The organism is Pseudomonas lundensis (assembly GCF_001042985.1).
Lineage (GTDB): Bacteria > Pseudomonadota > Gammaproteobacteria > Pseudomonadales > Pseudomonadaceae > Aquipseudomonas > Aquipseudomonas lundensis.
Genome location: NZ_JYKY01000002.1, coordinates 20,655 through 46,527, shown reverse-complemented (window position 1 = coordinate 46,527; position 25,873 = coordinate 20,655). Strand labels below are relative to the sequence as shown.

Sequence of the window (25,873 nt, the reverse complement as noted above, 5' to 3'; positions counted from 1 at the left end):
GGCGCCTTAAAGGCGTACAGCCGACGGCATGGTGCCGGGCGAAACCGGCAAGTTGCAGGATTCGCCACGCCCCATCGGGAAATACTGCAGGCCGGCTTTGGCCAACCGCTCACCGTCGTACAGGTTGCGCCCGTCGAAAATCACCGGGGTTTTGAGGCGCTGTTTGATCAGCTCAACATCCGGTGCTTTGAACTGCTGCCACTCGGTGCACACGATCAGGGCGTCGGCCCCGGTCAGGGTGGACTCCGGCGTGCCCATCAGGCTCAGGCGCGGCTCGTCCCCATACAGCCGCTGGGTTTCTTGCATGGCTTCCGGGTCGAAAGCGCGAACATGCGCGCCCGCAGCCCACAACGCCTCCATCAGCACGCGGCTTGGCGCGTCACGCATGTCGTCGGTGTTGGGTTTGAACGCAAGGCCCCACAAGGCAAACGTCTTCCCGGCCAGATCGCCGTTGAAGAAGGCGCGGATGCGCTCGAACAGCTTGTGCTTTTGCCGCTCGTTGATGGCTTCGACGGCTTGCAACAAGTCGCTGGAGCAGTTGGCTTGCTTGGCGCTCTGGATCAGCGCCCGCATGTCTTTGGGAAAGCATGAGCCGCCGTAGCCGCAGCCGGGGTAGATAAAGTGATAACCGATGCGTGTATCGGCCCCGATGCCCAGGCGCACAGCCTCGATGTCGGCCCCCAAGTGTTCGGCCAGCTCGGCGATCTGGTTAATGAAGCTGATCTTGGTGGCCAGCATGCAGTTAGCGGCGTATTTGGTCAGCTCGGCACTGCGCAGGTCCATAAACATGATGCGGTCATGGTTGCGGTTGAACGGGGCATACAGGTCACGCATGACCTCGCGCACCTCTTCGCGTTCGCAGCCAATGATGATGCGGTCCGGGCGGCGGCAATCGGAAACGGCTGAGCCTTCCTTGAGAAACTCGGGATTGGACACCACGTCAAATCGCAGCGTGCGGCCACTCTGTTTCAGGGCGTTATTGAGGTGCAGGGTCAGCGCGTCGCCGGTGCCCACGGGGACGGTGGATTTCTCCACCAGAATCACCGGCTCTTCGCGGTGACGGGCCACGGCATCGCCCACGCAAAACACCGCGCTCAGGTCAGCCGAACCGTCTTCGCTGGGCGGGGTGCCGACGGCAATAAACAGCACCTGACCGTGCTCCACGGCCAGCTTTTCATCACTGGTGAACCGCAGGCGCTTGCTGTCGAGGTTCTCGCGCACCAGAGCGCTGAGCCCCGGTTCAAAGATGCTGACGTGGCCTTGCTGCAACAACTCGACCTTGTGTTGATCGATGTCCATGCAGATCACATCGTGACCGACTTCCGCCAACACCGTCGCCTGCACCAGGCCTACATAACCACTACCGAATACACTGATTTTCATGCGCAGTTCCTGGAACTTGGGGGACGTCGAGAGTTGATGGTGAGCACGCCGAGAATGACCAGCGTCACGCCCAGGGTTTTTGAAAACGTGAAACTTTCATGGAACATCGGCAGGCTGGCGGCCAGCAGGTACACCAAGGCATAGCTGATGCTCAGTAACGAGTACGCGCGACCCAGCGGCAGGTCGCGCAACGCCAGCAACCAGCACAGCATCGACAGCGCGTACGCCACGATGGCGCCACTGACCACGGCCACTGCGGCCAGCGAGACCTCGCCATGACGCAGCGCGTCCAGCCAGTGGGTCGGCTCCGGCAAGCGCGTCATGCTCCAGCGCATGCCCAATTGGGCGCTGCTGACCAGTACTACACTGGCGCTGGCAAAGGTGAATCCACGGCGCAAGCTCATGCGTGTTGCCCCAGCAGTGCCACACCGGCGATCACCAGCCCCACGCCACACCAGTGGCGCAGGTCGATGTGTTCCTTGAACAGGTAACGCGCCACCAGGGTAATCAGCACAAAGTTCAGGCTGAGCATCGGGTAGGCCACCCCGACCTCCAGGCGTTGCAGGACCAACAACCACACCAGCAGGCCCAGCCCGAGGCACAGCAACGCCAGCCACAACCAGGGCGAGCGCAGCTTGGCGGCAATGCCTGCGTCCACCCCGCGCCAGCCTTCGACTGCATATTTCTGTGCGATCTGGCCCGCGCAGGTCAGCACACAGGCCATGAGCAACAACACAAGGGTCATGGCGCGCTCTGCGGGAAGATCAGAATCACCATGTTGCCTTCGTCGTAGCGCTTGGCATCGTTGGGCAGCATGTCCATTTCATGGCTTTCATCGCTGTTTTTTACCCGCATTACCACACCTACGGGGCCTTTGAGGCGGGCGGCACTGAGCCATGGACCGACCTCGGCCAGGCCGATGCTTTTGCCTTGGGCGTCGTCGTAGGTCAGGCCGTATTTCACTTCGCCCTGGGTGTTGTACAACGTCACATCCGGACGGCGCAGGCGCCAGGCCAGCGCCGAGGCCGCGCCCAGGTCGTTGCTGAGCAATGAAGTGGCCGGCGTCAGTTCCTCGATGTGTTCCAGCACGAACTGGTCGGGCATTTTGTTGTGCACCACGCTGCTGGGCATGGCCGCCGGCAGCAACAGAACCAGCGCGCCCATGCTCAGGGCCGGCGCCGCCCACAGCGAGAGCGGGCGCCACAGTTGCACGGCACCGGCGACGATCCAGGTCAGCAGCACGATCACCAGCAGGGTCATGTGCAGCGGTTCGTTGTCGTAGAAAGGCTTTTTGATTTGGAAGTAGATCAACGCCACCAGACCCACCCCTGCCAGCAACAGGTTGACCAGTGCATTGGTGCGCAAGGCGCCGGTTTGCGCATGCTCCACGCGTTGCATCAGTGCGTGACCCAGCAGCAATGCCAGCGGCAGCATGCACGGCATGATGTAGGTCGGCAGTTTGCCTTTGCTCAGGCTGAACAGGGCCAGCGGCAGCAGCATCCACAGCAGTACAAACACCACCTTGACGTTGCGCCTGTTATGCCAGGCATCCTTGAAGGTCACGGGCAGCAAAGCGGCCCACGGCAAACTGGAAACCACCAGCAGCGGCAGGTAGAACCACCACGGACGGCCGTGTTGCGCATCCTCACCGGCAAAACGGCGAATGTGTTCATGCCAAAAGAAAAAACGCCAGTAGTCCGGTTCCTGGGCATGCACCGCCAGCACCCAGGGCAGTGACACCAGCGCCGCCACCAGCATGGCCAGCAGGCCGAACTTGACCATTTCGACAAAGCGTTTCTGCCAGATCATGTAGGGCAGGGCGATCAGCACCGGCAGCAAAAACGCCAGAAAACCCTTGGTCATGAAGCCCATGCCGCACGCAAAGCCCAACACGGCCCAGCTGATGACGCGCTCGCGCCCGCTGCGGCTGTCCACGGCAAACCACAGCGCCACCAGGCTCAGGTTGACCCAGAAGGTGAATTGCGGATCGAGGTTGGCGTAACCCGCTTGCCCCGCGATCAAGCCGAACGTCATGTAGATCAACGCGCAGGCCACGCTCTTGCGTGGGTCGTTCCACAGGCGCCGTGCCACGCAGTAGGCCAGCAACACGCTGAGGCCGGTGGCCAGCGCCGACGCAATGCGCACGCCAAACAGGTTTTCGCCAAAAATGGCCTGGCCGAGGGCGATCATCCAGTAACCGGCGATGGGTTTTTCGAAGTAGCGCAAGTCCATGAAATGCGGCGTGACCCAATTGCCATCAATCAGGATCTGCTGACCGATTTGCGCATACCGGGATTCGTCCGGGATCCACAGGCCGTGGGTGCCCAGCGGCACTAGATAGAACGCGACAAACGCCAGTATCAGCAACGGGATTGCCCAGCGATTGAGGGTCATGGTTGCTGCACTCCCAGCCAGCCTTCACGGCCTTCCAGCACGCCACGGCTCAATTGCCCGGTGGGGATGCTGTCGGGATCGCTCGGTAACAGCGCGCGCAAGGGCTGGAAATGAATGTCGCGGGCGCGTGCCTGCGCCAGCAGTTGCCGGAAGTCGTTTGCCATAAGAATCCCTTCTACTTCTGCATGGATGGTGTAGGCATTCAGCGTGTGCGGGCTGAAGCGTTCAAGAATGTAGGCGTTGAAGTCGGCCGCGCTCAGGTGCGGCCCCACGACTTCATCGAAGGTTGGTAAGTCCACAGGGATTTGCGGCGTGCCCAACTGGCCATCGGCCAGACGAGGCCGGAACAGGCTGTGCCCGCGGCAATCACTGTTGTAACGAAAGCCAAAGGCCTGCTTGGCCTCGACCACGCGTTCATCGGCGCGCCAGCCCGCGGCGGCCGAACACTCGACCGCCTGGCCGGTGATGTCGCTCAGGGTGTCGACACCCCGGCGGATCTGCTCGATCAATTGCGCCTGCGACCAACGCCCGGCGTTGGCTTGCCAGCCGTGGTGATCCCACGCGTGCAGGCCCACTTCATGGCCCGCGGCCAGGGTCTGGCGCATCAGGTGCCCCAGCTCCTTGCCAATCGGCTTGCCCGGCCAGGCGGTGCCCGCCAGCAAAATGTCCCAGCCATACAGGCTGGCGGCTTTGGAACGCATCATTTTCCAGAAGAACTGGGGCTTGATCAGCCGCCACAGATGGCGGCCCATGTTATCCGGCCCCACGCTGAAGAAAAACGTGGCTTTGATTTGAGCTTCATCCAGCAGTTCGAGCAGTTGCGGAACCCCTTCTCGGGTTCCGCGGTACGTGTCGACGTCGATACGCAGGCCTGCTTGCATTAGCGTTTTTCCGCGATTTCTACCATGGCTTCACGCAGGAAGAAGTCCAGAGTCTTGCCAATGGTTGCGCTCAGTTCGGTGGTCGGTGTCCAGTCGATCAGGCGACGGGCGTTTTCAACGCTCGGTTTGCGGTGGCTGACGTCCTGATAACCGGTGCCGTAGAACGACTGGCTCTCAACGTCGCGGAAACCGGCGAACGGCGGGAAGTTGTCGCGCAGCGGGTGGGCTTCGAACTGACGCAGTAACTCTTCGCCCAGTTGACGGATGCTGGCTTCGTTTTCCGGGTTGCCGATGTTGATGATCTGGCCGTCGCATTTGCCGTCGCGGTTCTCGATGATGCGCGCCAGCGCTTCGATGCCGTCGGCCACGTCGGTGAAGCAACGCTTTTGCTCACCGCCATCCACCAGACGGATCGGCGTGCCTTCCACCAGATGCAAAATCAGTTGGGTAATCGCGCGCGAGCTGCCCACCCGTGCCGAATCCAGACGGTCCAGACGCGGGCCCATCCAGTTGAACGGACGGAACAGGGTGAATTTCAGGCCTTTCTGGCCATAAGCCCAAATCACTCGGTCGAGCAACTGCTTGGACACCGAGTAGATCCAGCGCTGCTTGTTGATCGGGCCGACGATCAGGTTGGAGGTGTCTTCGTCGAAATTCTTGTCTTGGCACATGCCATACACTTCGGACGTCGACGGGAAAATCACCCGCTTGTTGTATTTGACGCAGTAGCGCACGAGCTTGAGGTTTTCCTCGAAGTCGAGCTCGAACACCCGCAGCGGGTTACGGGTGTACTCGATCGGCGTGGCGATGGCCACCAGCGGCAAGACCACGTCGCATTTTTTGATGTGGTACTCGATCCACTCGGTGTGGATGCTGATGTCGCCTTCCACAAAGTGGAAGTTCGGGTGGCTGCGCAGGCGGTCAATGGCGTCGGAGCCAATGTCCAGGCCATACACTTCGTAGCGGTCGTCTTGCAGCAGGCGCTCGGACAGGTGGTTACCGATAAACCCGTTGACCCCGAGGATCAGCACGCGGGTGCGGCGGGCAGGGCGCCCGGACTCACTGCCGCGCAGGCGCGAGCCGTCCACCAGACCCAGTTCGCGGGCCAGTTGCGGGCCGCTCAGGTACAGGCCGTCGGCGTTGCGTTGACCGGCGATGATGACCAGCGAGTCTTTGCCGCAGGCGATGCGCAGGGGCTCACAGCTGATGACGTGGCCCGGCGCCAGCCCTGCATTGCCCGGCATCACCTCGGCGGCCCAGACAATCAGTTTGTGCTCGCCCACGGCGCAGAACGCGCCCGGATACGGTTGCGTCACCGCCCGCACCAGATTGAACAGTTCTTCAGCCGGACGCGCCCATTGCAGCAGGCCATCAGCGGCGGTGCGACGCCCGAAGTACGTGGCTTTGGATTCGTCTTGCGGGGTTTCGGTCAGCTTGCCTTCCGGCAGCAGGGGCAAGGTTTCGGCCAACAAGGCTGCCGCGCTTTCGCGCAGTTTGGCGTGCAGGCTCAGCGCGGTGTCGCTGCGTTCGATGCTGACCCGTTGCTGGGCCAGAATGGCACCGGCATCCGCGCGTTTGACCATGCGGTGCAGGGTGACGCCGGTCTCGGTTTCACCGTTGACCAGCACCCAGTTGGCCGGGGCGCGGCCACGGTAGCGCGGCAGCAACGAGCCATGCAGGTTGAAGGCGCCCTGGCTGACGCTGGCGAGCAGTTCTTCGCCCAGCAAATGGCGGTAGTAGAACGAGAAGAGGTAATCGGCGTTCAGTTTGCGAATGCGCTCGACCCACAACGGGTGGTTGGCGTCTTCCGGGGCATGCACCGGGATGCCTTTGCGCGCGCACAGCTGCGCAACCGAACCGTAAAAGTTGTTTTCCTTCGGGTCGTCAGCATGGGTGAACACCGCTGCGATTTCATACCCGGCGTTGAGCAAAGCATCGATGCCGGTGCAGCCAATATCGTGATAGGCGAAAACTACGGCTTTCAAACTCATGATTGGACCTGTGTCGAGGTGGAAATAGAAGAAGGGGGCGTCGAAACGTCAGCCTTGGCCGGCTCGGCGCGCACGATTTTTTCGATAAAGAAGCGTGGCCGGGCCCGCACATCGCTGTACATGCGGCCCAGGTATTCACCCAGCAGGCCCATGCCAATGAACTGTCCGCCGGTGAACACAAACAGCACCGCAAACAGGACGAACGTGCCGTCACCGGCCCAGGTCGCCCCAAAGATCAGGCGCAACACGATCAGCAGGATGGCGAACAGCCCGCCCAGCAAAGCCATGCTGAAGCCGATGATGCTCAGCAGGCGCAACGGCGTGGTGGTCATGCAGGTCACCAGATCGAACATCAGGTTGATCAGGCGCATGGGGCTGTACTTGGAATCGCCGTGCTCGCGCTCGGCATGTTCGACCAGCACTTCAGTGGTGTGCCGCGCGAAGCTGTTGGCCAGAATCGGAATGAACGTGCTGCGTTCGCGGCACGCCAGCATGGCGTCGACGATGGTACGGCGATAGGCGCGCAACATGCAGCCGTAGTCACTCATGGCAACCCCGGTGGAGCGCTGCACGGCCAGGTTGATCAGGCGTGACGGCCAGCGGCGCCAGGCTGAGTCCTGACGGTTGTTGCGCACGGTGCCGACCACGTCGTAGCCCAGCGCGGCCTGAGCCACCAGGCGCGGGATTTCTTCGGGCGGGTTTTGCAGGTCGGCGTCCAGCGTGATAACGACATCACCTCTGGAGTGTTCGAAACCGGCCATGATTGCGGCGTGCTGGCCATAGTTGCGGTTCAAAATCACCGCCACCACGGGGCTGCCTTCGCGCTCGGCCGCTTCCTGGAGAATGCTGGCCGATTCATCGCGGCTGCCGTCATCCACCAGCACAATTTCATAGGGTTGCGACAGTTGCGCACACGCCGCTTCAGTACGACGCAACAACTCAGGCAAACTTTGTTCTTCGTTGTAGACCGGAATGACGATAGACACACACTGGATGGGGTAGGGTTTCAAAGTATTCGTTCCAGTCAGTTTCAATGGCACAAGACGGCAAGTCTTAACTCAACACGCACACACGGGCACTGCACATAACACCCACAGGGATTAAAGCCTATTGCGGACAAAGGTAAAGCCCTCAACGGCGTTATCTACATGATTTACCTACGAACTCTTGGCGCGGTTGGGTTCGGGTAGCGCATACGGTAAACGCACTTTTGTGAAAAACCTATGAAAGACAGATCAACAGAACCTGTTTCCATCAGGCAGACAGGTGCTATTCAGGAAAGTAATTACCGCGTGCGAAGTTAGCGTGGGGTGTTTGAGTTTTAGGCGTTTAAATGCCGGGCGTGTTCATGAGGGATTTAAATGCCCGGCACGCTAAGTCAGTTAACAACGTTTAAGACGGCATTAACGGTTTTAAAAAAATAGCGTCCACCTGCGGGTATGTGAATCGGATCACATGGATGGACGCTGTGGGCAGGGGTTAGTTCAAACCCCTCCAGCTGTGGGCCTTGGAAAGCGCCACTGAGCGCTGTCGGGGGCGTGGTGGCGAGCATCCGTGCTCAGGGGCCGCTGCTTGATGGGCAGGTCAGCCCATGGCGCTGCGAAAAAAGCGCCCGTGTCAGTTTCAGGCATCCCGCCCGGCTTGATGCCCGGCACGGATGGCCCCTTCGATATAACCCATATTCTGGCAGTCGCCGATGCTGCGCGCCGGCAACCCGGCATGGGTCAATGCGTCGAGCAGGCGGGTGTCGGGTTGCGCGCCAATGGCCAGGACCACCGAGTCTGCGGGGCTTGTGCCAGGTTGGCCATCCGCCAATTGATAGTGGACCGCGCGCCCGTCGATCGACGTCACGCTGGCCCCGGTGATCAGCTCACCGCCATGGGCGCGGATTTCATGCAGCACACGCCAGCGCCGCACAATGGCCAGTTCCCGGCCCAAGTGGCTGCCGCTTTCGAGTACGCAGACCTGACGGCCGCGGGCGATCAGGAACTCTGCCAGCTCCAGCCCCACCAGCCCGCCGCCGATGATGGTCACGCGCTTGCCCAGCGGCATCCAGACCCTGGACAGTTTCTGCATCGCTTCGCTGCTGTCGGTCACGCCCGCCAGGCTGCCGGCTTTCATCAGGGTGCGTTGGGCGAACGACAGTTTGCGCCGGGCAATCTCCTCAGCCCGGTCGCCGGTCATCAGCCGACGCAATTCATCGCCGCTCCATACGTGGTCCTGATCGGCGCCGGGAATCGACGGTGCGGCCCGCTCGGCCCCCACGGCCACCAGCACCTGATCGGCTGCCAGATCCCGCAACAGCGCCGGGGACGCTTGGGTATTGAGGCGAATATCCACCGCCGAACGTTCGAGCTGCGCACGCAGGTTGTCCAACAAACGGGCGTTTTCGGCATACGCCAGACCCGCAAAAAACAGCGTGCCACCGAGGCGGTCGCTGCGTTCCAGCAAGGTCACGCGGTGCCCCCGGGCACTGGCCACCCGCGCCGCCTCCATACCGGCCGGGCCAGCGCCGACCACCACGATATGTTTGGGCTGCTCGCACGGCGTGATGACGTACTCGAACTCGTGCCCGGTCATGGGGTTGACCGCGCATTTGACCCGCTCGTTGACGAAAATCTGGCTCACGCACACGTAGCAATAAATGCACGGGCGGATGGTGTTTTGTTGGTTGTTGAGCAGCTTGTTAGGCAAGTCGGGGTCGGCCAGCAGTTTGCGGGCCATGGCGATGAAATCGCAGTCGCCACGCTTCAAGGCGGCCTCTGCGGCCTCGGGTTCGATGCGCCCGACGGCAATCACCGGCACGTCCACGCTGCGCTTGAGGGCCGCGGTCCATTCCATAAAGCCGCTTGGCTGATGCACCAGCGGCGCTTCGGTGAACACTTCGCCGCTGGTGATGCGGGCGCTGGCCGACACACTCACCGCGTCCACGCCTGCCGCTTGGGCCATGCGCGCCACCGCTTTGGCGTCCTCCAGATCAATACCGCCGGGGGTGTGCAGCTCCTGGGCATCGAGCCGCAGCCACAGCGCGAATTCGGCACCGACCCTGGCGCGCACCGCTGCGATGATCTCCAGCAGCAAGCGGGCGCGGTTTTCCAGCGGGCCGCCGTACTCGTCGTCGCGTTGGTTGTAATACCCCGACAGGAACCCGGCAATGATGTAGCCATGGGCGGCATGCAGTTCCACGCCGTCAAAACCCGCCCGTTTGGCGCGCTCGGCGGCGCTGGCGAACCATTCGGTCATTTGTGCGATGTCGGCGCGGTCCATGACCCGGATCGGGGAGCCTTCAGCGCGACGCTTCATCGAGCTGACAAAGTTGGCCAGTTCTTCGGGGGTCAGGGCGGCCATCATGTCGCTGTGCAACACCGGCGGCACCGAGGGCACCCACAGCTGGCGACCTTCGGCCATGTCCCGCACCGAGGTCTTGCCCGCGTGTTGCAACTGCATGGCGATCTTGGCGCCGTGTTGGTGGACCCGTTCGGCCAGCCGGCTCAGCCCCGGCAAGAACGCATCGCTGGACACGCCCACCTGATAAGGCTCGGCGGTGCCAGCAGGGAAGGCCACCGAACACACGCCCATGATCAGCAGCCCGGCGCCGCCACGGGCACGCGCTTCGTAATAGGCCTGAATGCGTTCGCCGCAATGGCCATCGGCTTCTGCGAAATTGGAGCCCATGGGCGCCATGATGATGCGGTTGCGCAACGTCAGTGAACCGATGCGACCGGGTGCCAGTAACTGAGGGAATGTTGTCATTGTCAGGTCAGTCCAAGCAGGTGGGTTTATTCGTTCAAAAACGCCAGGCACGTTTTATTGAACAGTTCCCGGTGTTCAACCTGCACCCAATGGCCACAGCGATTGAGCAGGGTGAAGCGCGCATTCGGCGCATGTTGCAGCACCTTGAAGGCCCCGCTCGCCGGGTTGAAGTTATCGTCGGTGCCCCAGAACCCCAGAATCGGGGCCTGTATGGCTTCAAGTTGCTGGGTCATGTTCGGCACCATCATCGTGCTGAACAAGTTGCGCGGCTGGTGCGCGGCCACGGCCACGCGTTCGGCCAGCAGCTTGTCGTCCAGCTGCGAGCTGTCAAACAGTTGCAGGCTCATGATCCGGCGCATGTGCTCGATGTCCAGCGGGCCTGCGTTGTACAGCTCGACCATGCGCTGGATGCCGATCATCTTGAAGTAGGTTTCCCGCTCTTCAACGCCGCCGGGTGCCATCAGGATCAGCTTTTCAACGCGGTGCGGTTCAGCCAGCGCCAGGCCCAGGGCAATCGCGCCGCCTAACGAGTTGCCGAGCACGGTGGCGCGGGTAACCCCGACCGCCTTGAGAAACCCCGACAGGGCGGTGACGAAAAAATCCAGGTTGTACTGCACGTCTTCTGGCTTGTCGGAGCGGCCGAAGCCCGGCAAGTCCACCACCAGATTGCGAAAGCCAGCGGCTGCGAACGCCGGGTAATTGCCTTTGAAGTTGCTGAAACCGCTGGCTCCCGGGCCGCTGCCATGCAACCACAGCACCACCGGGCCGCTGCCTTCATCCAGAAAGTGCAGGCGCAGGCCACTGTCCAGCGTGACGAAATGCCCAGTCGGCAGGGGCAGGTCTTGTTCGGTCATGACTCAATCTCCAAAAATCAGGCTGTGACCGCTTTGGCCAAAGGCGCGGCGGCAGGGGTCGGATGGATCAATTGATTGCGGTAGCGGGGCAAGGCCAGGGCCAGGAACACCGACGCCAGGACCAGCAACGACACGCATGAGGCGAGGGCATAACGCAGCCCTTCGTTGCCCAGACGGTGTGCAAAACCGTCACTGAGCATGCCGATCAGCAACGGCCCGACACCGACCCCCAACAGGGTCATGGCCATCACAAAAATCGACGTCGCCTGTGCCAGTCGCGTGGCCGGGAACAAGTGCGAAATGGCGCCTAGGCACGGGGTTGCCCACCATGTGCCGAAGAAGCTGAACACCGAATAAAACAAAAACGCGGTGGGCACGGGGGTGTTGCCGACATAAAACGCCGTGCCGGTGGGCCACAGGAAATACGCCAGTGCGAAGGGAATGCTGATGAGCGTGCCCAGCAGCGGCACCCCGATTTGCCAGCCCTTGTCGCGGCGTGCCAGGCGGTCGCACAACACGCCGCAGGTCAGGGTGCCGAGCGTGGCGCCCGCACCGCCCGCCACCCCGGCCAGCAAACCGGCGTCTTGCAGGCTCAGGCCATGGGAGCGAATCAAAAAGCTTGGGCTCCAGGTGCCGATGGCGTAACCCGCGATGGCCGCCGAGCCACCCGTGAGCACAATCCACACAAACGAGGGCATTTCAAACAACTGACGCAGGGTCACGGCCCAATGGTCCTGAACCACATCGGCCGGTTTGACCCACTGTGCGGGTTTAGGCGCCCGCACGGTGAGCAACAGCAGCAGGCCGAGAAACACCCCCGGTGCGCCGATGATCACAAAGGCATTGCGCCACCCGTAATGCTGAGCGATCCAGCCGCCGAGCCCGAGGCCGAAAATCGCCCCGAGGCTGGAACCGAGCATCAGCACCGAGAGGGCGGTTGAACGACGCTCCGGGGGGTACAAGTCCGACACCATGGCCATCGACGGCGCCGTGCCCCCTGCCTCGCCAATGGCCACGCCGATACGCGCCAGCACCAGCATGCTGAAGCTGGCCGCGAGGCCGCAGAACATTGTCATCACACTCCAGGCGATGCAGCTGAAGGCAATCACCGATTTACGCCCGACCCGGTCGGACAGGCGCCCAAGGGGGAAGCCGAACAGGGTGTAGAACACCGCGAATGTGACGCCCGACAGCAGGCCGATGCCGGTGTCGGAAATGCCGAATTCGGCTTTCACCGGTTCGATCAGAATCGCCATCAGCAAGCGGTCGATGTAGTTGAAGACGTAAATGGCGGCCAGTACGCCTAATGCGTAATGCGTTCGCCAGGTGGGGCGCAAGGGTGTGCTCACGGCGGGTTCTCCCGGTTTTTGTTCTAGTGGGAAGGGTTATTTCACAGGCAGGTCGAAAACAGCATCGTCCGTTCAGACCACCTTCGGCGCGCAGGCTGTTTGCGTGTCTGTGCGGCCTGCCATGCCAGCTTGCCCGGAGTCGATGCCCAAGGCTGCGAACCCCGTCACGTCGTTGTGAACCCGCCGAACTCGGGGTTAGTCCCATCGGACGATGTTGCGCGCTGGCCTGCAGTCAATGATTGCTCCCCAATCCCGCCGTCAGCCGTTCCGCGCTGCAGTCGGGCAGCACTCTGGCAAGCGGGAGAAACGTATGAAGCTGATCAATAAAGTGGCATTTGTAACCGGCGCAGGCCAAGGCATGGGGCGCGCCATCGTGCGCCACTTTGCCGAACAGGGCGCCCATGTGGTAGCCGCCGACATCAACCTTGAGGCAGCGCGCCAGACCATCGAAGGGCTGAGCGACAACGCCATGGCCGTGGACTGCAACGTGGCAGACAGCGACTCGGTCGCCACCGCCATGGCGGCGGTGTATGCCCGCTTCGGCCGTTTTGATGTGCTGGTGAACAACGCCGGTATCGGCTCCATCGATGCCTTCGCCGACACCCCTGACGAACATTGGCAGCGCGTCATCGGCGTCAACCTGACCGGCCCGTTTTTTTGCAGCCGCGAGGCGGTGAAGCTGATGCTCAAGGCCGCAACGCCGGGCGTGGTGATCAACATTTCCAGCACCGCCGCCATTACCGGCGAAGGGCCTAGCCATTACTGCGCGGCCAAGGCCGGGGTAATGGGCCTGACCCGCAGCATGGCCCGTGAACTGGCAGGCCAGGGTATTCGCGTGAACACCATCGTCCCCGGCCCGACCAACACGCCAATGATGGCGGACATCCCGGACGACTGGATGCACAGCATGCTCAAGGCCATCCCGCTGGGGCGCATGGGTGAAACCGAAGAAATTGCCCGGGTCGCCGCATTTTTGGCCAGCGATGACGCCAGTTTCATCACCGGGCAAAACCTCGCGGTCAACGGCGGCATGGCGTTCATCTAACAGCGGATTGAGGAGCAGGTCATGGGCAGTCGTTTACAAGGCAAAGTTGCATTGATCACTGGCGCCGGTTCAGGCATTGGCGCGGCCACCGCGTTGCGGTTTGCCGAGGAGGGCGCGCTGGTCGTGCTTTGCGGGCGCCGGATCGAACCGCTTGAAGCCGTCGCCGCGCAGGTGCGCGATGCCGGTGGTCGCGCCGAATGCGCCGTGGCGGACGTGAGTCAGGAAGCCGCCTTTGTGGCGGCCATTGAGGCCGCGGCCGCGCGCAACGGGCGGTTGGACATTCTGGTCAACAACGCGATGGCCTACAGCTGGGGCGCGATTGACAGCACCTCGACCGCTGACTGGCACTCCAACTTTTCCACCACCGTGGACGGTACGTTCTGGGGTACACGCACCGCCATGGGCCTGATGCGTGCGCAGGGCAGCGGTTCGATCATCAATATTGCGTCGATCTGCGGGGTGTTCGGCACGCCGTGGATGGCCGGTTATTCAGCGGCCAAGGCGGCGGTGATTAACTTCAGCCGCGCGGCGGCCAGTGAAGGCGCCAGCCACAACATTCGCTGCAACGTGGTGATTCCGGGCGTGGTGCAAACACCAGCCACCGGCGGCATGCTCACCGACGACAAGACCCGCCACAACACCGAAAAACTCATTCCGCTCAAACGTGTCGGCCAACCCCGCGAGGTGGCCAACGCCATTTTGTTCCTGGCCAGCGACGAGGCGTCGTACATCACCGGCGCGAGTCTGCCGGTTGATGGCGGGCGCAGCAGCGAGCTGTACACGGTTCTGGAATAGCCCCACCGGGCAACCGTTTTTAAAGATCGTTTGAAGGACACCGCTTATGGAACAGAACGCCTTGCTCGCCCGTCTCGACCGGCTGGAGTCGATCGAAGAAATTCGCCAGTTGGCCGGCAAATATTCGTTGTCGCTGGACATGCGCGACCTTGATGCGCACGTCAATCTGTTTGCCGAAGACATTCGCGTCGGGCGCGAGAAAACCGGGCGGGCGCACCTCAAAGCGTGGGTCGATGACACGCTGCGCCATCAGTTTCAGGGCACCTCCCACCATCTGGGCCAGCACCTGATTGAATTCACCGACGCCGATCATGCCATTGGCGTGGTGTATTCCAAGAACGAGCATGAAACCGGCCCCGAGTGGGTGACCATGCAAATGCTGTATTGGGATGACTACGAACGCATGCAGGGGCGCTGGTATTTCCGCCGTCGCCTGCCGTGCTACTGGTACGCCAGCGATTTGAACAAGCCGCCGATCGGCTCGCAAAAAATGCGCTGGCCGGGGCGCGAACCCTACGCCGGCACCTTCCATGATTTGTTTCCGTCCTGGAACGACTTTTGGGCCAACCGCCCCGACAAGGATCAGTTGCCCGAAGTGGCCGCTGCCGCGCCCCTGGAACACTTTCTTGCCACCCTGCGCCGTGGGGCTGGCGCACCGTCGATTCGCGTGCGCTGAGGAGCTGCCATGAGCATTTTGTTTGAGCCTGTGCGTTTGGGTGAGTTGCAGTTGGCCAACCGCATCGTGATGGCGCCGATGACCCGCAGCCGCGCCGATGCCAACGCGGTGCCAACGCCTGAGATGGTCGAGTATTACCGCCAGCGTGCGTCTGCCGGACTGATCATTGCCGAAGGCACCGCGCCGTCGGCCAGTGGCCTGGGCTATTGCCGCACCCCGGCGATTTACACCCCGCAACAGATTGCCGCCTGGAAAGCCGTGACCGAGGCCGTGCACGCCGAGGGCGGCCTGATCGTCTTGCAACTGATGCACGTGGGCCGGGCCGCGAGCGCGCACAACAAACCCGCCGGGGCGTCCACCGTCGCGCCTTCGGCGTTGCGGGCCCGCACCCAGTTGTTCACCGACGTGGCGGGGCTGGTCGATACCGACGAACCGCAAGCGTTGTCGTTGCAGGACATCGCCCAGGTGATCGAGGAATACCGGCAGGCCGCCCTGAATGCCCGCGAAGCCGGGTTTGACGGCGTTGAGTTGCATTGCACCAGTGGTTACCTGCCGATGCAGTTCATGGCATCGGGCAGCAACCGGCGTGAAGACCGCTACGGCGGCTGTGTGGAAAACCGCGTGCGGTTCCCGGCCGAGGTGCTGGCGGTCATGGCGTCGGCGATCGGTGCCGGGCGCGTCGGGCTGCGCTTGTGCCCGGGCAACCCGTTCAACGACATCAGCGATGACGACCCCCAGGCCACGGCTGAGGCCTTGTGCAGCGCCGCCGAGCCGCTGGACCTGGCCTATGTGCACATCATGCGTTCGCCCTTGCCGACCCTGGATGCCTTTGCCCTGGCGCAACGCTATTGCAGCAGCGGACTGATCCTCAATGACGGCTTTGACGGCCCCGGTGCAGAAGCTGCCTTGCACGCCGGGCAGGGCGAAGCGGTGTCGTTTGCGCGGCACTTTATCGCCAACCCGGACTTGGTGCATCGCCTGCGCCACGGCTTGGCGCTGGCGCCTTTCGAGCGCAAGACCCTGTATTCCCCAGGCCCCGAAGGCTATAGCGATTACCCGTGTGCAGTAGCGGTGGCGCCATGAACGACATGACCCATATCCATACGCCCCTGGCCACCTTGCAACAGCCGGTGCCGCGCGAACACACCCAGGCCCTGCTGGACCGGCGTGCGGCCGCCAGCGCGCAGATCAAGCCATCGGACCTCTACACCCTGGCCGACCGCCTTGAAGCGCAGGCGCTGCGTTTTGCAGAGCGCCCGTTTTTGATTTACGGGGGCCAGACCTACACCTATGCCCAGGTCGACGCCCAGGCCAATCGCATGGCCCACGTGTTTTATGACAACGGTTTGCGCCCCGGCGATGTGTGTGCGATTGCCATGGAAAACCGTCCGGCGTTTTTCTTCAGCTGGTTCGGGCTGGTCAAGCTCGGCGCAGTGGCCGCGTTCATCAATACCCAGGTCAGCGGCAAACCGTTGGTGCACGCCCTGGAATCCACCGCCGCCAAGGCCGTGGTCGTGGGTGAAGAATGCCTGGGCAATGTCTTGAGCACCGACGGCTTGCCTGACGTGCCGTGGTGGTTGATCCGCGACCCGGAAAACCCCAGCGACGCGGCATTACCGGCCTGTGTTGACGAGAGCCTGGCCGTGCAACTGGAGCGCGCACCGGCCACGGCGTTCCCCCGTGACGGACGCGCCAGCATCCCGGCCGAAAGCACCACCTTGCTGATTTTTACGTCGGGCACCACCGGGCTGCCGAAGGCGGCGCGTTACAGCCATATGCGCTGGCTGTCGTCAGGGGATGTGATGGAAGTGACCCTCGGCGCCACCTGTGAGGACGTGTTCTATTGCTGCCTGCCGCTGTACCACGGCGCCGCGGCCACCTCGGTCACGTCTACGGCTTTGCGGGCCGGGGCGAGCATTGTGGTGCGGCGCAGATTCAGCGTCCGTGAGTTCTGGCACGACGTGCGTCAGCACGGCATCACCACCTTTCAGTACATCGGAGAAATCTGCCGTTACTTGCTTAACCGGCCGGTGGTCGCAGGCGAGCGTGAGCACAGCTTGCGCTACATGCTCGGCGCGGGACTGACGCCTGATTCCTGGCAACGCTGGATCGAGCGCTTCGGGCCGATTCAGGTGTTCGAGGGCTGGGGCTCCACCGAAGCCAACGCCAACCTGATCAACGTCGACAACTACGTCGGCTCGTGCGGCCGGGTGCCGGACTGGAGCCGCACCAATCTGCGACTGGTGCGCTATGACATCGAAAACGACATCCACCCGCGTGACGCACAAGGGTTTTACCAACTGTGCCAGCCGGGCGAAGTGGGCGAGGCGATGGGGTTTATCGTCAACCATCCGCAGATCGGCGGTGGACGCTTTGAGGGCTACACCTGCGCGCACGCCACCGAAAGCAAGATCCGTCGCGATGTGTTTGAGCCGGGGGACGCGTACTGGAGCTCGGGCGATCTGTTGCGTTATGACGACGACGGTTACTTCTATTTCGTTGACCGCATCGGCGACACGTTCCGCTGGAAGAGTGAAAACGTGTCCACGCTGGAAGTGGCCGACACCCTGAGCGATTTGCCGGGGCTTGAGTTGATCAACGTCTACGGCGTGCAAGTGCCCGAGCACGAAGGGCGGGCCGGGATGGCCGCCATTCTGATGCAAGACGGGCATTGTTTTGATCCGCAGGCGTTTTACGACCTGACCGAAGCACGTTTGCCGCGCTATGCGGCGCCCGTCTTTGTGCGGGTTTCGGCAGCGGCCGACCTGACCAGCACCTTCAAATTGCGCAAGGTGGATTTGCAGCGCCAGGGCTATGCGCCGTGCCTGTTTGCCGACCCTTTGTTTGTGCGTGACGACAGCAGCGGCACCTACCAGCCGTATTCGTTGCAGGTGCTGGCGCGCGCGGGATTGCCGCCGTTCGTGAGCAGCGACCATGAATGACGTCGACGCCCGGGGGCATGAATGGCGCGACGGGCTGCGCTACCCGTGGCCGCACCCGCCTGCCAACGGTCAGGTGCAGACGGTGGCCGAAGGCGTGCTGTGGCTGCGCATGCCGCTGCCGTTCGGACTGGACCATATCAACCTGTATTTGCTGCGCCATGGCGAGGGCTGGGTGGCGGTGGACACCGGGCTCAACACCCCGCAATGCCGTGAGGTGTGGGCGCAGGTGTTTGCCGGAGCGATGGCGGGCCTGCCGCTCAAGGCGGTGATCTGTACGCATTTTCACAGCGATCACACGGGCGTGGTGGGGTGGCTGGCCGAGCGCTTCCGCTGCCCGGTGTTGATGACCCTGGGGGAGTTCGACGCGTTGCACCACGGCCCGCCCAGGGCCACGACCCCGGACTGGGCGTTTCTCGATTTCTACCAAAAGGCCGGTTTCAGTGCCGAGCAAACGGCCGCGCTGCTGCCGTTGATTCAGAGCGAGCATTTTCGCCCGCAGCTCGCGGCCGGTTTCGTCCGGTTGCAGCACGGCAGCGAACTGCGCATTGGCGGGCGCAACTGGCAAGTGGTAATGGGCAACGGCCATTCACCTGAGCATGCCTGCCTGTACAGCGCCGAGGACGGGTTGCTGATTTCCGGCGATCAGGTGTTGCCGCGCATTACCTCGACCGTGGCGGTGCACGTCACCGAGCCGGGTGCCAACCCGTTGCAGGACTGGCTCGACTCCATTGAGCGGCTGCGGGTGATTCCCGACAGCGTGCTGGTGCTGCCTGCCCATGAGCGACCGTTTTTCAACCTGCATGCGCGGCTCGATCAGTTGCGCGACCACCACCACAACCATTTGCAACAGCTGCTCGATGCCTGCGCTCAGCCGTGTTCGGGGCTGGAGATGATGGGCGTGCTGTTCAAAAAACTGTCGGGCCGTTTTGACGAGTTGATGGCCCTGGGTGAGACGCTGGCGCACGCCAACTACCTGATGGCCGAGGGCAAGCTTGTACGTGAAGAACAAGAAGGATTGCACCGTTACCGGCGTGCCCGGACAGGAGATTCGACGTTTAACCCGCTCGCGCTGCACTGAGCGGGGCCGTATGCGCCAACCCACGCAATGACGCTTGAACCCATCGATGCGGCCGCGTGTCGCGAATCAGGAGAGGCAGTGTGATTAATAAAAACAACAATAAATGTCCGGGGCTGCGCCCGCACACGGTTCAGGTCACAGGCCTGGCCGCCGCCGTCGCGTTGTTCGCCAGCCCGTTGTGGGCCGGTGAGACCATCGAGTTTGACAATGGCGCGACCCTGGATTGGTCGGTGACCACCAGTTATGGCATCGGCATGCGCCTGGGCGCCCCCAGCGATCGCTTGATGGGCATTAACGCGGATGACCCGAACCGCAACTTCGACCAGCATAGCCTGACCACCAACCGGATCGGCGCGCTGGGCGAGATGATCCTGCGCAAAGACAACTACGGTGCCGTGGTGCGGGCCAGTACGTTCTATGACGATGTGTACCACCGCCACAACGACAACGACTCCCCGAGTACCGTCAACAAATATGGCAGCAATGACACGTTCACCAGCGACACCCGCACTTACAGTGGCGGGCGCACGCGGCTGCTGGACGCCTACGTGTTTGGCGGCTGGCGGTTTGAGAACGACACCATGCTCGACGTCAAGGCCGGGCGGCATATCGAATCCTGGGGCGAGAGCCTGTATTACCCCGGCGTGAATGGCGTGCAGAACCCGTCCGACGCGGTCAAGGCCGCGCAACCGGGGGTGGAGGTCAAGGAAGTGTTGCTGCCGGTCGGGCAGGTGTCGGCCTCGTACCGGATCAACCCCGTGCTGACCCTCGGCGGCTATGTGCAGTACGAGTGGAAAGGCACCGAACTGCCACCGGTGGGCAGCTACCTGTCGACCTCCGACGTGATCGGGCCGGGCCGTGAGTTTTTGTACGGCGCCGGGGGCGCCAAGGTGCCTTACAACGGCACCGACGATCCGCGCGACAGCGGCCAGTGGGGCGCGCAGATCCGTTTCCGGCCGCTGCCCGAGCTGGAAATGTCGCTGTTCCATGTGGTGTACCACGATAAAAACCCGGCCACGGCGCTGATCGGCTATGACCCGCTGCCGATCAACAACGGCCAGTACGCGTACACCAGCAACGGCTACCGGATCAAATACTTTGAAGACATCAAACTGACCGGGATCAGCGCCACCACCAAAATCGGCGATACCCAGGTCGGCGCCGAGTGGTCGTACCGCGACGGCGCGCCGGTGATGGTCAACACCGGGCTGGGGCCGGTGCCGACCCGTGGCAAGGGCCAGCAACTGCAAGTGTCGGCCATGCGCATTCTCGGAGACCGGCCGTGGGCCAGCCAGACCACCCTGACCGGCGAAATCGTCACCGTGCGTGTGGATGACGTGGACGATGTGTCCGGTGCGCCGAACCTGTTGGGTTTACCGCTGGACCCGCGCTATGCCGGGGCCGTGCAGCCGTCCAATGACTACACCTACAAAACCGGTTCGGCCTGGCGCACACGCTCCTCCAGCGCATACACCGTGGGCGCCTCGTTCAGCTACCCGGGCGTGTTCAATGGTTGGGACCTGGAAGTGCCGTTCACCTACTCCGATGTGTTCAGCGGCGCGGCGCCGATGTCCGGCACCATCGCCGGGGTGGCAGGGGATCGACGCCTGAGCGCGGGCACCACGTTCAAATACTTGAGCAATCTGGAAGTGGCCTTCAAATACACCGCGTACCTGGGTGAGCCGGACCCGATCAAGCGGCCGCTGGCCGACCGTGATTACGCGACGTTCTCGATGAAATACACGTTCTGAGCCCTTCGTCCCTGTCCTCGCTGCATCGCGCAGCGTGGGCAGGGCCCAGCATTCGACATAAAGAGAGAAACCCATGGGTCTTAAAGGTCATGCGGCCATTGTCGGCAGCGCGCAGTACAAACCGGAAAAATACGCCACGGCCCCACGCATGTTCCACCTGGAGCAAGTGGCGGACCTGGCGGCCCAGGCCTTGCGGGACGCAGGGCTACAGGCCAGTGACCTTGACGGGCTGGTGATCAACGGCCCGCAGTTTCATGAGGCGTCGGTGTTCGTGCCCGCCATGGCGGCCGAATACCTGGGGCTCAAACTGAACTTCGCTGAAGTGGTGGACTTGGGCGGCTGCACCTCGGTGGGCATGGTGTGGCGCGCCGCCGCGGCCATTGAGTTGGGGTTGTGTCAGGCGGTGTTGTGCGTGCTGCCGGCGCGCATGGCGCCCATGGGCCCGGACGAAGACCCAAGCTGGATGGCCCGGGCCATGCGCTTTGGCGGCCACAGCACGGCATTTGGGGCGCCCGAAGCAGAGTTCGATTTGCCCTATGGCCACATGGGTCAAAACACCGGTTACGCCATGATCGCCCAGCGCTATGGCGCGCAATACGGGTACGACCCGCGGGCGTTGGCCAAGATCGCGGTAGACCAACGCACCAATGCGCAATACAACCCGCAGGCGATGTTTTATGGCCAGCCGCTGACCATCGAGCAGGTGCTGGCGAGCAAAAAGGTTGCCGATCCGCTGCACGTGCTGGAGATCGTCATGCCGGTGGCCGGTGGCGCCGCGATGATTATTGCGTCCAAAGAAGTCGCGGCCCGGGCTCGCAAGCGGCCCTCGTTTATCACCGGGTTCGGTGAACACTTGGCATTCAAGTCGCCGTCCTACGCCCAAGACATGGTCCATACCCCGATCGGCCCGGCGTCGCAGCGGGCGTTCAACATGGCCGGGCTTAAACCCGGGGACGTGGACGCCGCGCAAATCTACGACTGCTACACCATCACCGCGCTGTTGACCCTCGAAGATGCCGGTTTCTGCGGCAAGGGCGAGGGCATGAATTTTGTGCGCGAACATGATTTGACCTGGCGCGGCGACTTCCCCATGAACACCCATGGCGGCCAGTTGAGTTTCGGTCAGGCCGGGTCGGCGGGCGGCATGAGCCAGGTGATCGAGGCCGTTACGCAAATCGCCGGGGCGGCGGGTGAGCGACAACTCAAACGCTGTGACACCGTCTACGTCTCAGGCACCGGCGGTGTGATGAGCGAGCAGGGCGCGCTGATACTTCAGGGAGCATGAATCCAATGTCCAATAACAAACCAATGCCCGTGCCGACCGAAATTTCCGCGCCGTTCTGGGAAGGTCTCAAAGCCGAGCGCGTGCTGATACAACAGTGCAACCCGTGCGGCCAGTGGGTGTTTTACCCGCGTCGGCATTGCCCGGCGTGCCTGGCCCACGACCTGAGCTGGCGGGAAGTCAGCGGCGAGGCCACCCTGTACAGCTTTACCGTGACCCGCATCCCGACGCTGCCGGATTTCGCTGACGAAATGCCGCAGATGCTGGCCGTGGTCGAGCTGGATCAGGGCGTACGCATGAACACCAACCTGGTGGGGCTGGAGGCGTCTGAAGTCAGCATCGGCATGCGCCTGCGGCCGGTGTTTGCAGAAGTGGACGCCCAGGGCAATCGCCTGCTGCGCTTTACCGGCGTGGACAAGGACGCGGCCGGGCTCAGGCAACGGCCTGGCGTCGAGCAGCCTGCGCCTGTGGAACCGGCCCGTGCCGCGGTGCGCCAGATCGCGCTGAGCGATGACGCAGCCTTGCAGGGGTTGGTCAGCGAAACGTTCAGCCCGTGGAGCAATCAGGTGATTGTCGATCAGGCGCTGATTGACGCCTTTGCGCAGTTGTCCGGCGATGATTACTGGATTCACACCGACCCGGAGCGGGCGCGCAAACAGAGCCCGTTCGGCGGCACCATTGCCCACGGCGCGCTGGTGCAGATCCTGCAATCGCGGATGCACCTGAACCTGGGTTACGAGATCACCGGGTTCAGCAATATGGTCAATTACGGATCGGACCGCTTGCGCTTCCCGTCGCCGGTGCCCGCCGGGGCCACCATTCATGCGCGGGCGCGGGTCAAGAAGGTGGAGAAGGTCAAAAGTGGCACCCAACTCACCCTTGAACTCAATACCCATGTACTGGGCAACGAGCGGCCCTCGGTCATCAACGAGCTGGTGATCCTGTACATGTAAACCTCTTGCACCGTCGTCATTGCCCGGCGCGCAGCCTGTGTGCCGGGCAACGACGCCCCCCTCGGCGCCCGTTAGTCTCAACGGACGATGATCCCCGCTCCCTTCCTTCCCATACTCCCCTCAGCCACTACAGACAGGCGTTGAGGAGCAGGCATGATCGACATTCGCGGTTTGAGCTACTTCGTTGCACAGTCCCCCGATCCCGTTGCGTGGCAGCGTTATGCCGAGGATGTGCTGGGCATGATGGTGACGCCAGCCCCCTCGGGCGGGCTGTACGTGAAGATGGACGAGCGTCCGTTTCGCATGCTGATCGTGCCCGGTGACGAGGCGCGTTATGTGGCGTCCGGCTGGGAGCTGGGCAACGAAGCGGCGTTCAACGCCGCCATCGCCACCCTCAATCAGGCCGATGTCAGCTGGCGTCAGGGCAGTGCCGAGCAGTGCGAACAACGGGGCGTGCAAGCGCTGGTCCACGTCACCGACCCGTCAGGCAATCGCCACGAGTTGAGCTGGGGCCATCGTTCCGATTGCCAGCCTTTTGTGTCGCCTCAAGGCGTGCCGCGCTTTATCACCGGTGACATGGGCCTGGGCCACACGGTGCTGCCCGCGCCGAACTTCGATGCGACCCTGGCCTTTGCCAAGGACGTGCTCGGGTTTGAGCTGTCGGACATCTTCAACTTCCGGCCCGACCCTTCGGCGCCGCCGATCCGGATTCACTTTCTGCATTGCAAAAACAGCCGCCATCACAGTTTGGCGCTGGCGGAGTACCCGGTGCCATCGGGCTGTGTGCACGTCATGGTCGAGGTCGACAACATGACCGAAGTCGGCCGCGCCCACGACCGGCGCCTGGCCCATGACGTGCCGTTGTCGGCCACGCTGGGCCAGCACCTGAATGACCGGATGACCTCTTTTTACATGAAAACCCCGTCGGGTTTTGACCTTGAGTACGGCTATGGCGGCCTGCTGGTGGACTGGCAGGCGCACAGCGCCTTCGAATTCACCCGGGTCAGCCTCTGGGGGCACGACTTTTCAGTCGGCCAGCAGTAAGGAGCGTGAGATGAACAAGCAAATGACAGCGGCCGATGTGGTCGGCCAATTACGCGATGGCATGACCATCGGGTTCGGCGGTTGGGGCCCACGGCGCAAGCCGATGGCCATCGTGCGTGAAATCCTGCGCTCGGACGTCAAGGACCTGACCGTGGTCGCCTATGGTGGCCCCGAAGTCGGGATGCTCTGCGCCGCGGGCAAGGTCAAGAAACTGGTGTTTGGCTTTGCCACCCTGGACGCCATCCCGCTGGAAGCCCACTTTCGCAAGGCGCGCGAAGCGGGCGGGTTGCAACTGATGGAACTTGACGAGGGCATGTTGCAATGGGGGCTGCGGGCGGCGGGCATGCGCCTGCCGTTCTTGCCGACCCGCTGCGGCCTGGCCACCGATGTCACGCGGCTCAACCCCGAGATCAAACAGGTGCAATCGCCCTATGACGATGGCGAAGTGATGCTGGCCATGCCTGCCCTGAACCTCGACATCGCGTTCTTGCACGTCAACGTGGCCGACCGCCTGGGCAACACCTTGGTGACCGGGCCTGACCCGTACTTCGACCACTTGTATGCCCGTGCCGCCAAACAGTGTTTTGTCTCGTGCGAACGGCTCGAAGAGCGCCTGAGCCTGGACGCGCAGCAGGCGCGGTTCAACACGTTTGAACGTTATCTGGTGACGGGTGTGGTGCACGCGCCCTTTGGTGCGCACCCGACCTCGTGCCCGTCCGATTACGGCTGGGACTTGAGTCACTTGAAGCGCTACAGCGCCAGCGCGGCCCAAGACGGTGGCTGGGCCGCCTATGTGGCCGAGTTCGTGACCCCCGGCGAAAGCGCTTATCAGGCCAGCAATGGCGGTGTCGATCGGCTGAGCGCATTGCCGCTGCCCGTGTTTTAAGGAGCATGAATATGTCTGCTGATTGCGAATTTTCCCTGGCTGAACTGCTGATTGTGGCCGCCTCTGAAGCCTGGCGCGGCAACGGCGAAGTGATTGCCTCGGGGCTCGGGGTGATCCCGCGTCTGGCGGCCAGCCTGGCCAAAATGACCCACAGCCCTGAACTGTTGATGACCGACAGTGAAGCGTTTCTGGTGGAAGAACCGATCCCGTTGGGCCCTCGCGGTGATGTTGAGCCGCGCTATTCGGGTTACCTGTCATTTGAGCGGGTGTTCGAATGCGTCTGGGGCGGTCGTCGCCATGCCATGATCGGCCCGACGCAAGTGGACCGCTGGGGTCAGACCAACCTGTCGTGCATCGGTGATTACCACACACCCAAAGTGGCGATGCTGGGCGTGCGCGGCTTGCCCGGCAACAGCATCAATCACCTCAACTCATTCTTCATCCCCGCCCACAACACCCGGGCGTTTGTCGGGGGCGAGGTGGACATGGTGTCGGGCGTGGGGTTTAACGACGCGCGTTGGGAACCGGGCATGCGCCGCGACCTGATGGACATCCGCCTGATCGTGACCGACCTGTGCGTCATGGATTTCGGCGGCCCACAGCGGGCCGCGCAGGTGCGTTCGCTGCACCCGGGCGTGCGTTTCGAACAGGTGCAGGAAAACACCGGCTTCCCGCTGCTCAAGGCGGCCGACCTGCACCCCACCGTGGCCCCGACCGCCGAGCAGTTGGCGTTGATCCGCCGGCTCGACCCCCATGACTACCGCGCTGCTGCGCTCAAGGGCAATCCGCCCGGCATCCGTCAGGCCTGACGCCAAG

General features: G+C 62.8%; 22 protein-coding genes. 12 read left to right on the top strand and 10 right to left on the bottom strand.

Going from position 1 to position 25,873, the window contains the following annotated elements; translation table 11 throughout:
- Positions 1 to 6 precede the first annotated feature (6 nt).
- From TU74_RS01930 to TU74_RS01885, 10 genes are all read right to left on the bottom strand, one after another.
- Positions 7 to 1,383: a UDP-glucose dehydrogenase family protein gene (locus tag TU74_RS01930; RefSeq protein ID WP_048374804.1), complete on the bottom strand. Its 1,377-nt coding sequence runs from the start codon at positions 1,381 to 1,383 to the stop codon at positions 7 to 9.
- A complete protein-coding gene (arnF, locus tag TU74_RS01925; protein WP_048374802.1) occupies positions 1,380 to 1,787 on the bottom strand; it encodes a 4-amino-4-deoxy-L-arabinose-phosphoundecaprenol flippase subunit ArnF in 408 nt (135 codons plus the stop codon). The genes TU74_RS01930 and arnF overlap by 4 nt, the downstream gene beginning before the upstream one ends.
- Positions 1,784 to 2,128, bottom strand: a complete 345-nt coding sequence (arnE, locus tag TU74_RS01920) for a 4-amino-4-deoxy-L-arabinose-phosphoundecaprenol flippase subunit ArnE (RefSeq protein WP_047276589.1) — start codon at positions 2,126 to 2,128, stop codon at positions 1,784 to 1,786. The genes arnF and arnE overlap by 4 nt, the downstream gene beginning before the upstream one ends.
- Positions 2,125 to 3,777 carry a lipid IV(A) 4-amino-4-deoxy-L-arabinosyltransferase gene (gene arnT, locus TU74_RS01915; protein WP_048374799.1) on the bottom strand — a complete coding sequence of 551 codons (1,653 nt, stop codon included), beginning with the start codon at positions 3,775 to 3,777 and terminating at the stop codon, positions 2,125 to 2,127. The genes arnE and arnT overlap by 4 nt, the downstream gene beginning before the upstream one ends.
- On the bottom strand, positions 3,774 to 4,658 hold the full coding sequence (arnD, locus tag TU74_RS01910) for a 4-deoxy-4-formamido-L-arabinose-phosphoundecaprenol deformylase (RefSeq protein ID WP_048374797.1): 885 nt from the start codon (positions 4,656 to 4,658) through the stop codon (positions 3,774 to 3,776). Before arnD ends, arnT begins: the two co-directional genes overlap by 4 nt.
- Complete coding sequence (gene arnA / locus TU74_RS01905; protein ID WP_048374795.1) at positions 4,658 to 6,649, bottom strand: bifunctional UDP-4-amino-4-deoxy-L-arabinose formyltransferase/UDP-glucuronic acid oxidase ArnA; 1,992 nt, start codon at positions 6,647 to 6,649, stop codon at positions 4,658 to 4,660. Before arnA ends, arnD begins: the two co-directional genes overlap by 1 nt.
- Positions 6,646 to 7,659, bottom strand: a complete 1,014-nt coding sequence (gene arnC / locus TU74_RS01900; protein WP_048374793.1) for an undecaprenyl-phosphate 4-deoxy-4-formamido-L-arabinose transferase — start codon at positions 7,657 to 7,659, stop codon at positions 6,646 to 6,648. The genes arnA and arnC overlap by 4 nt, the downstream gene beginning before the upstream one ends.
- 613 nt (positions 7,660 to 8,272) lie before the next feature.
- Positions 8,273 to 10,402 (bottom strand): oxidoreductase, encoded by a 2,130-nt coding sequence (locus TU74_RS01895; protein WP_047293502.1) that lies wholly within the window; start codon positions 10,400 to 10,402, stop codon positions 8,273 to 8,275.
- A gap of 26 nt (positions 10,403 to 10,428) precedes the next feature.
- On the bottom strand, positions 10,429 to 11,256 hold the full coding sequence (locus TU74_RS01890; RefSeq protein WP_048374792.1) for an alpha/beta fold hydrolase: 828 nt from the start codon (positions 11,254 to 11,256) through the stop codon (positions 10,429 to 10,431).
- A gap of 17 nt (positions 11,257 to 11,273) precedes the next feature.
- Positions 11,274 to 12,605 carry a spinster family MFS transporter gene (locus TU74_RS01885; RefSeq protein WP_048374790.1) on the bottom strand — a complete coding sequence of 444 codons (1,332 nt, stop codon included), beginning with the start codon at positions 12,603 to 12,605 and terminating at the stop codon, positions 11,274 to 11,276.
- A gap of 310 nt (positions 12,606 to 12,915) precedes the next feature.
- Between TU74_RS01885 and TU74_RS01880 the strand changes: the two genes are divergently transcribed.
- The 12 genes from TU74_RS01880 (at position 12,916) to TU74_RS01825 (ending at position 25,866) form a co-directional block, all read left to right on the top strand.
- Entirely contained in the window at positions 12,916 to 13,650 is a 735-nt protein-coding gene (locus TU74_RS01880; RefSeq protein ID WP_048374788.1) for an SDR family NAD(P)-dependent oxidoreductase, read from the top strand.
- A gap of 21 nt (positions 13,651 to 13,671) precedes the next feature.
- The gene (locus tag TU74_RS01875) at positions 13,672 to 14,445 is read left to right on the top strand and encodes an SDR family NAD(P)-dependent oxidoreductase (protein ID WP_048374787.1); all 774 of its coding nucleotides are present in this window, start codon (positions 13,672 to 13,674) and stop codon (positions 14,443 to 14,445) included.
- A 46-nt stretch (positions 14,446 to 14,491) separates the two neighbouring features.
- Positions 14,492 to 15,121 (top strand): nuclear transport factor 2 family protein, encoded by a 630-nt coding sequence (locus TU74_RS01870; protein WP_047274388.1) that lies wholly within the window; start codon positions 14,492 to 14,494, stop codon positions 15,119 to 15,121.
- 9 nt (positions 15,122 to 15,130) lie between these two features.
- A complete protein-coding gene (locus TU74_RS01865; protein WP_048374785.1) occupies positions 15,131 to 16,204 on the top strand; it encodes an alkene reductase in 1,074 nt (357 codons plus the stop codon).
- Complete coding sequence (locus TU74_RS01860) at positions 16,201 to 18,063, top strand: long-chain-acyl-CoA synthetase (protein ID WP_047282662.1); 1,863 nt, start codon at positions 16,201 to 16,203, stop codon at positions 18,061 to 18,063. Before TU74_RS01865 ends, TU74_RS01860 begins: the two co-directional genes overlap by 4 nt.
- Positions 18,056 to 19,141: an MBL fold metallo-hydrolase gene (locus tag TU74_RS01855; protein ID WP_048374782.1), complete on the top strand. Its 1,086-nt coding sequence runs from the start codon at positions 18,056 to 18,058 to the stop codon at positions 19,139 to 19,141. Before TU74_RS01860 ends, TU74_RS01855 begins: the two co-directional genes overlap by 8 nt.
- Positions 19,142 to 19,221: 80 nt before the next feature.
- Positions 19,222 to 20,892, top strand: a complete 1,671-nt coding sequence (locus TU74_RS01850; protein WP_048374780.1) for a DUF1302 domain-containing protein — start codon at positions 19,222 to 19,224, stop codon at positions 20,890 to 20,892.
- A 73-nt stretch (positions 20,893 to 20,965) separates the two neighbouring features.
- A complete protein-coding gene (locus tag TU74_RS01845; protein WP_047274400.1) occupies positions 20,966 to 22,177 on the top strand; it encodes a thiolase family protein in 1,212 nt (403 codons plus the stop codon).
- A gap of 5 nt (positions 22,178 to 22,182) precedes the next feature.
- Positions 22,183 to 23,127, top strand: a complete 945-nt coding sequence (locus TU74_RS01840; RefSeq protein WP_048374779.1) for a bifunctional OB-fold nucleic acid binding domain-containing protein/MaoC family dehydratase — start codon at positions 22,183 to 22,185, stop codon at positions 23,125 to 23,127.
- 153 nt (positions 23,128 to 23,280) lie between these two features.
- Positions 23,281 to 24,171 (top strand): VOC family protein, encoded by an 891-nt coding sequence (locus tag TU74_RS01835; protein WP_047293491.1) that lies wholly within the window; start codon positions 23,281 to 23,283, stop codon positions 24,169 to 24,171.
- Positions 24,172 to 24,181: 10 nt separating this feature from the next.
- Complete coding sequence (locus TU74_RS01830) at positions 24,182 to 25,057, top strand: CoA transferase subunit A (RefSeq protein ID WP_047274406.1); 876 nt, start codon at positions 24,182 to 24,184, stop codon at positions 25,055 to 25,057.
- 11 nt (positions 25,058 to 25,068) lie between these two features.
- On the top strand, positions 25,069 to 25,866 hold the full coding sequence (locus TU74_RS01825; protein WP_047280735.1) for a CoA-transferase subunit beta: 798 nt from the start codon (positions 25,069 to 25,071) through the stop codon (positions 25,864 to 25,866).
- The last annotated feature ends 7 nt before the right edge of the window (positions 25,867 to 25,873 follow it).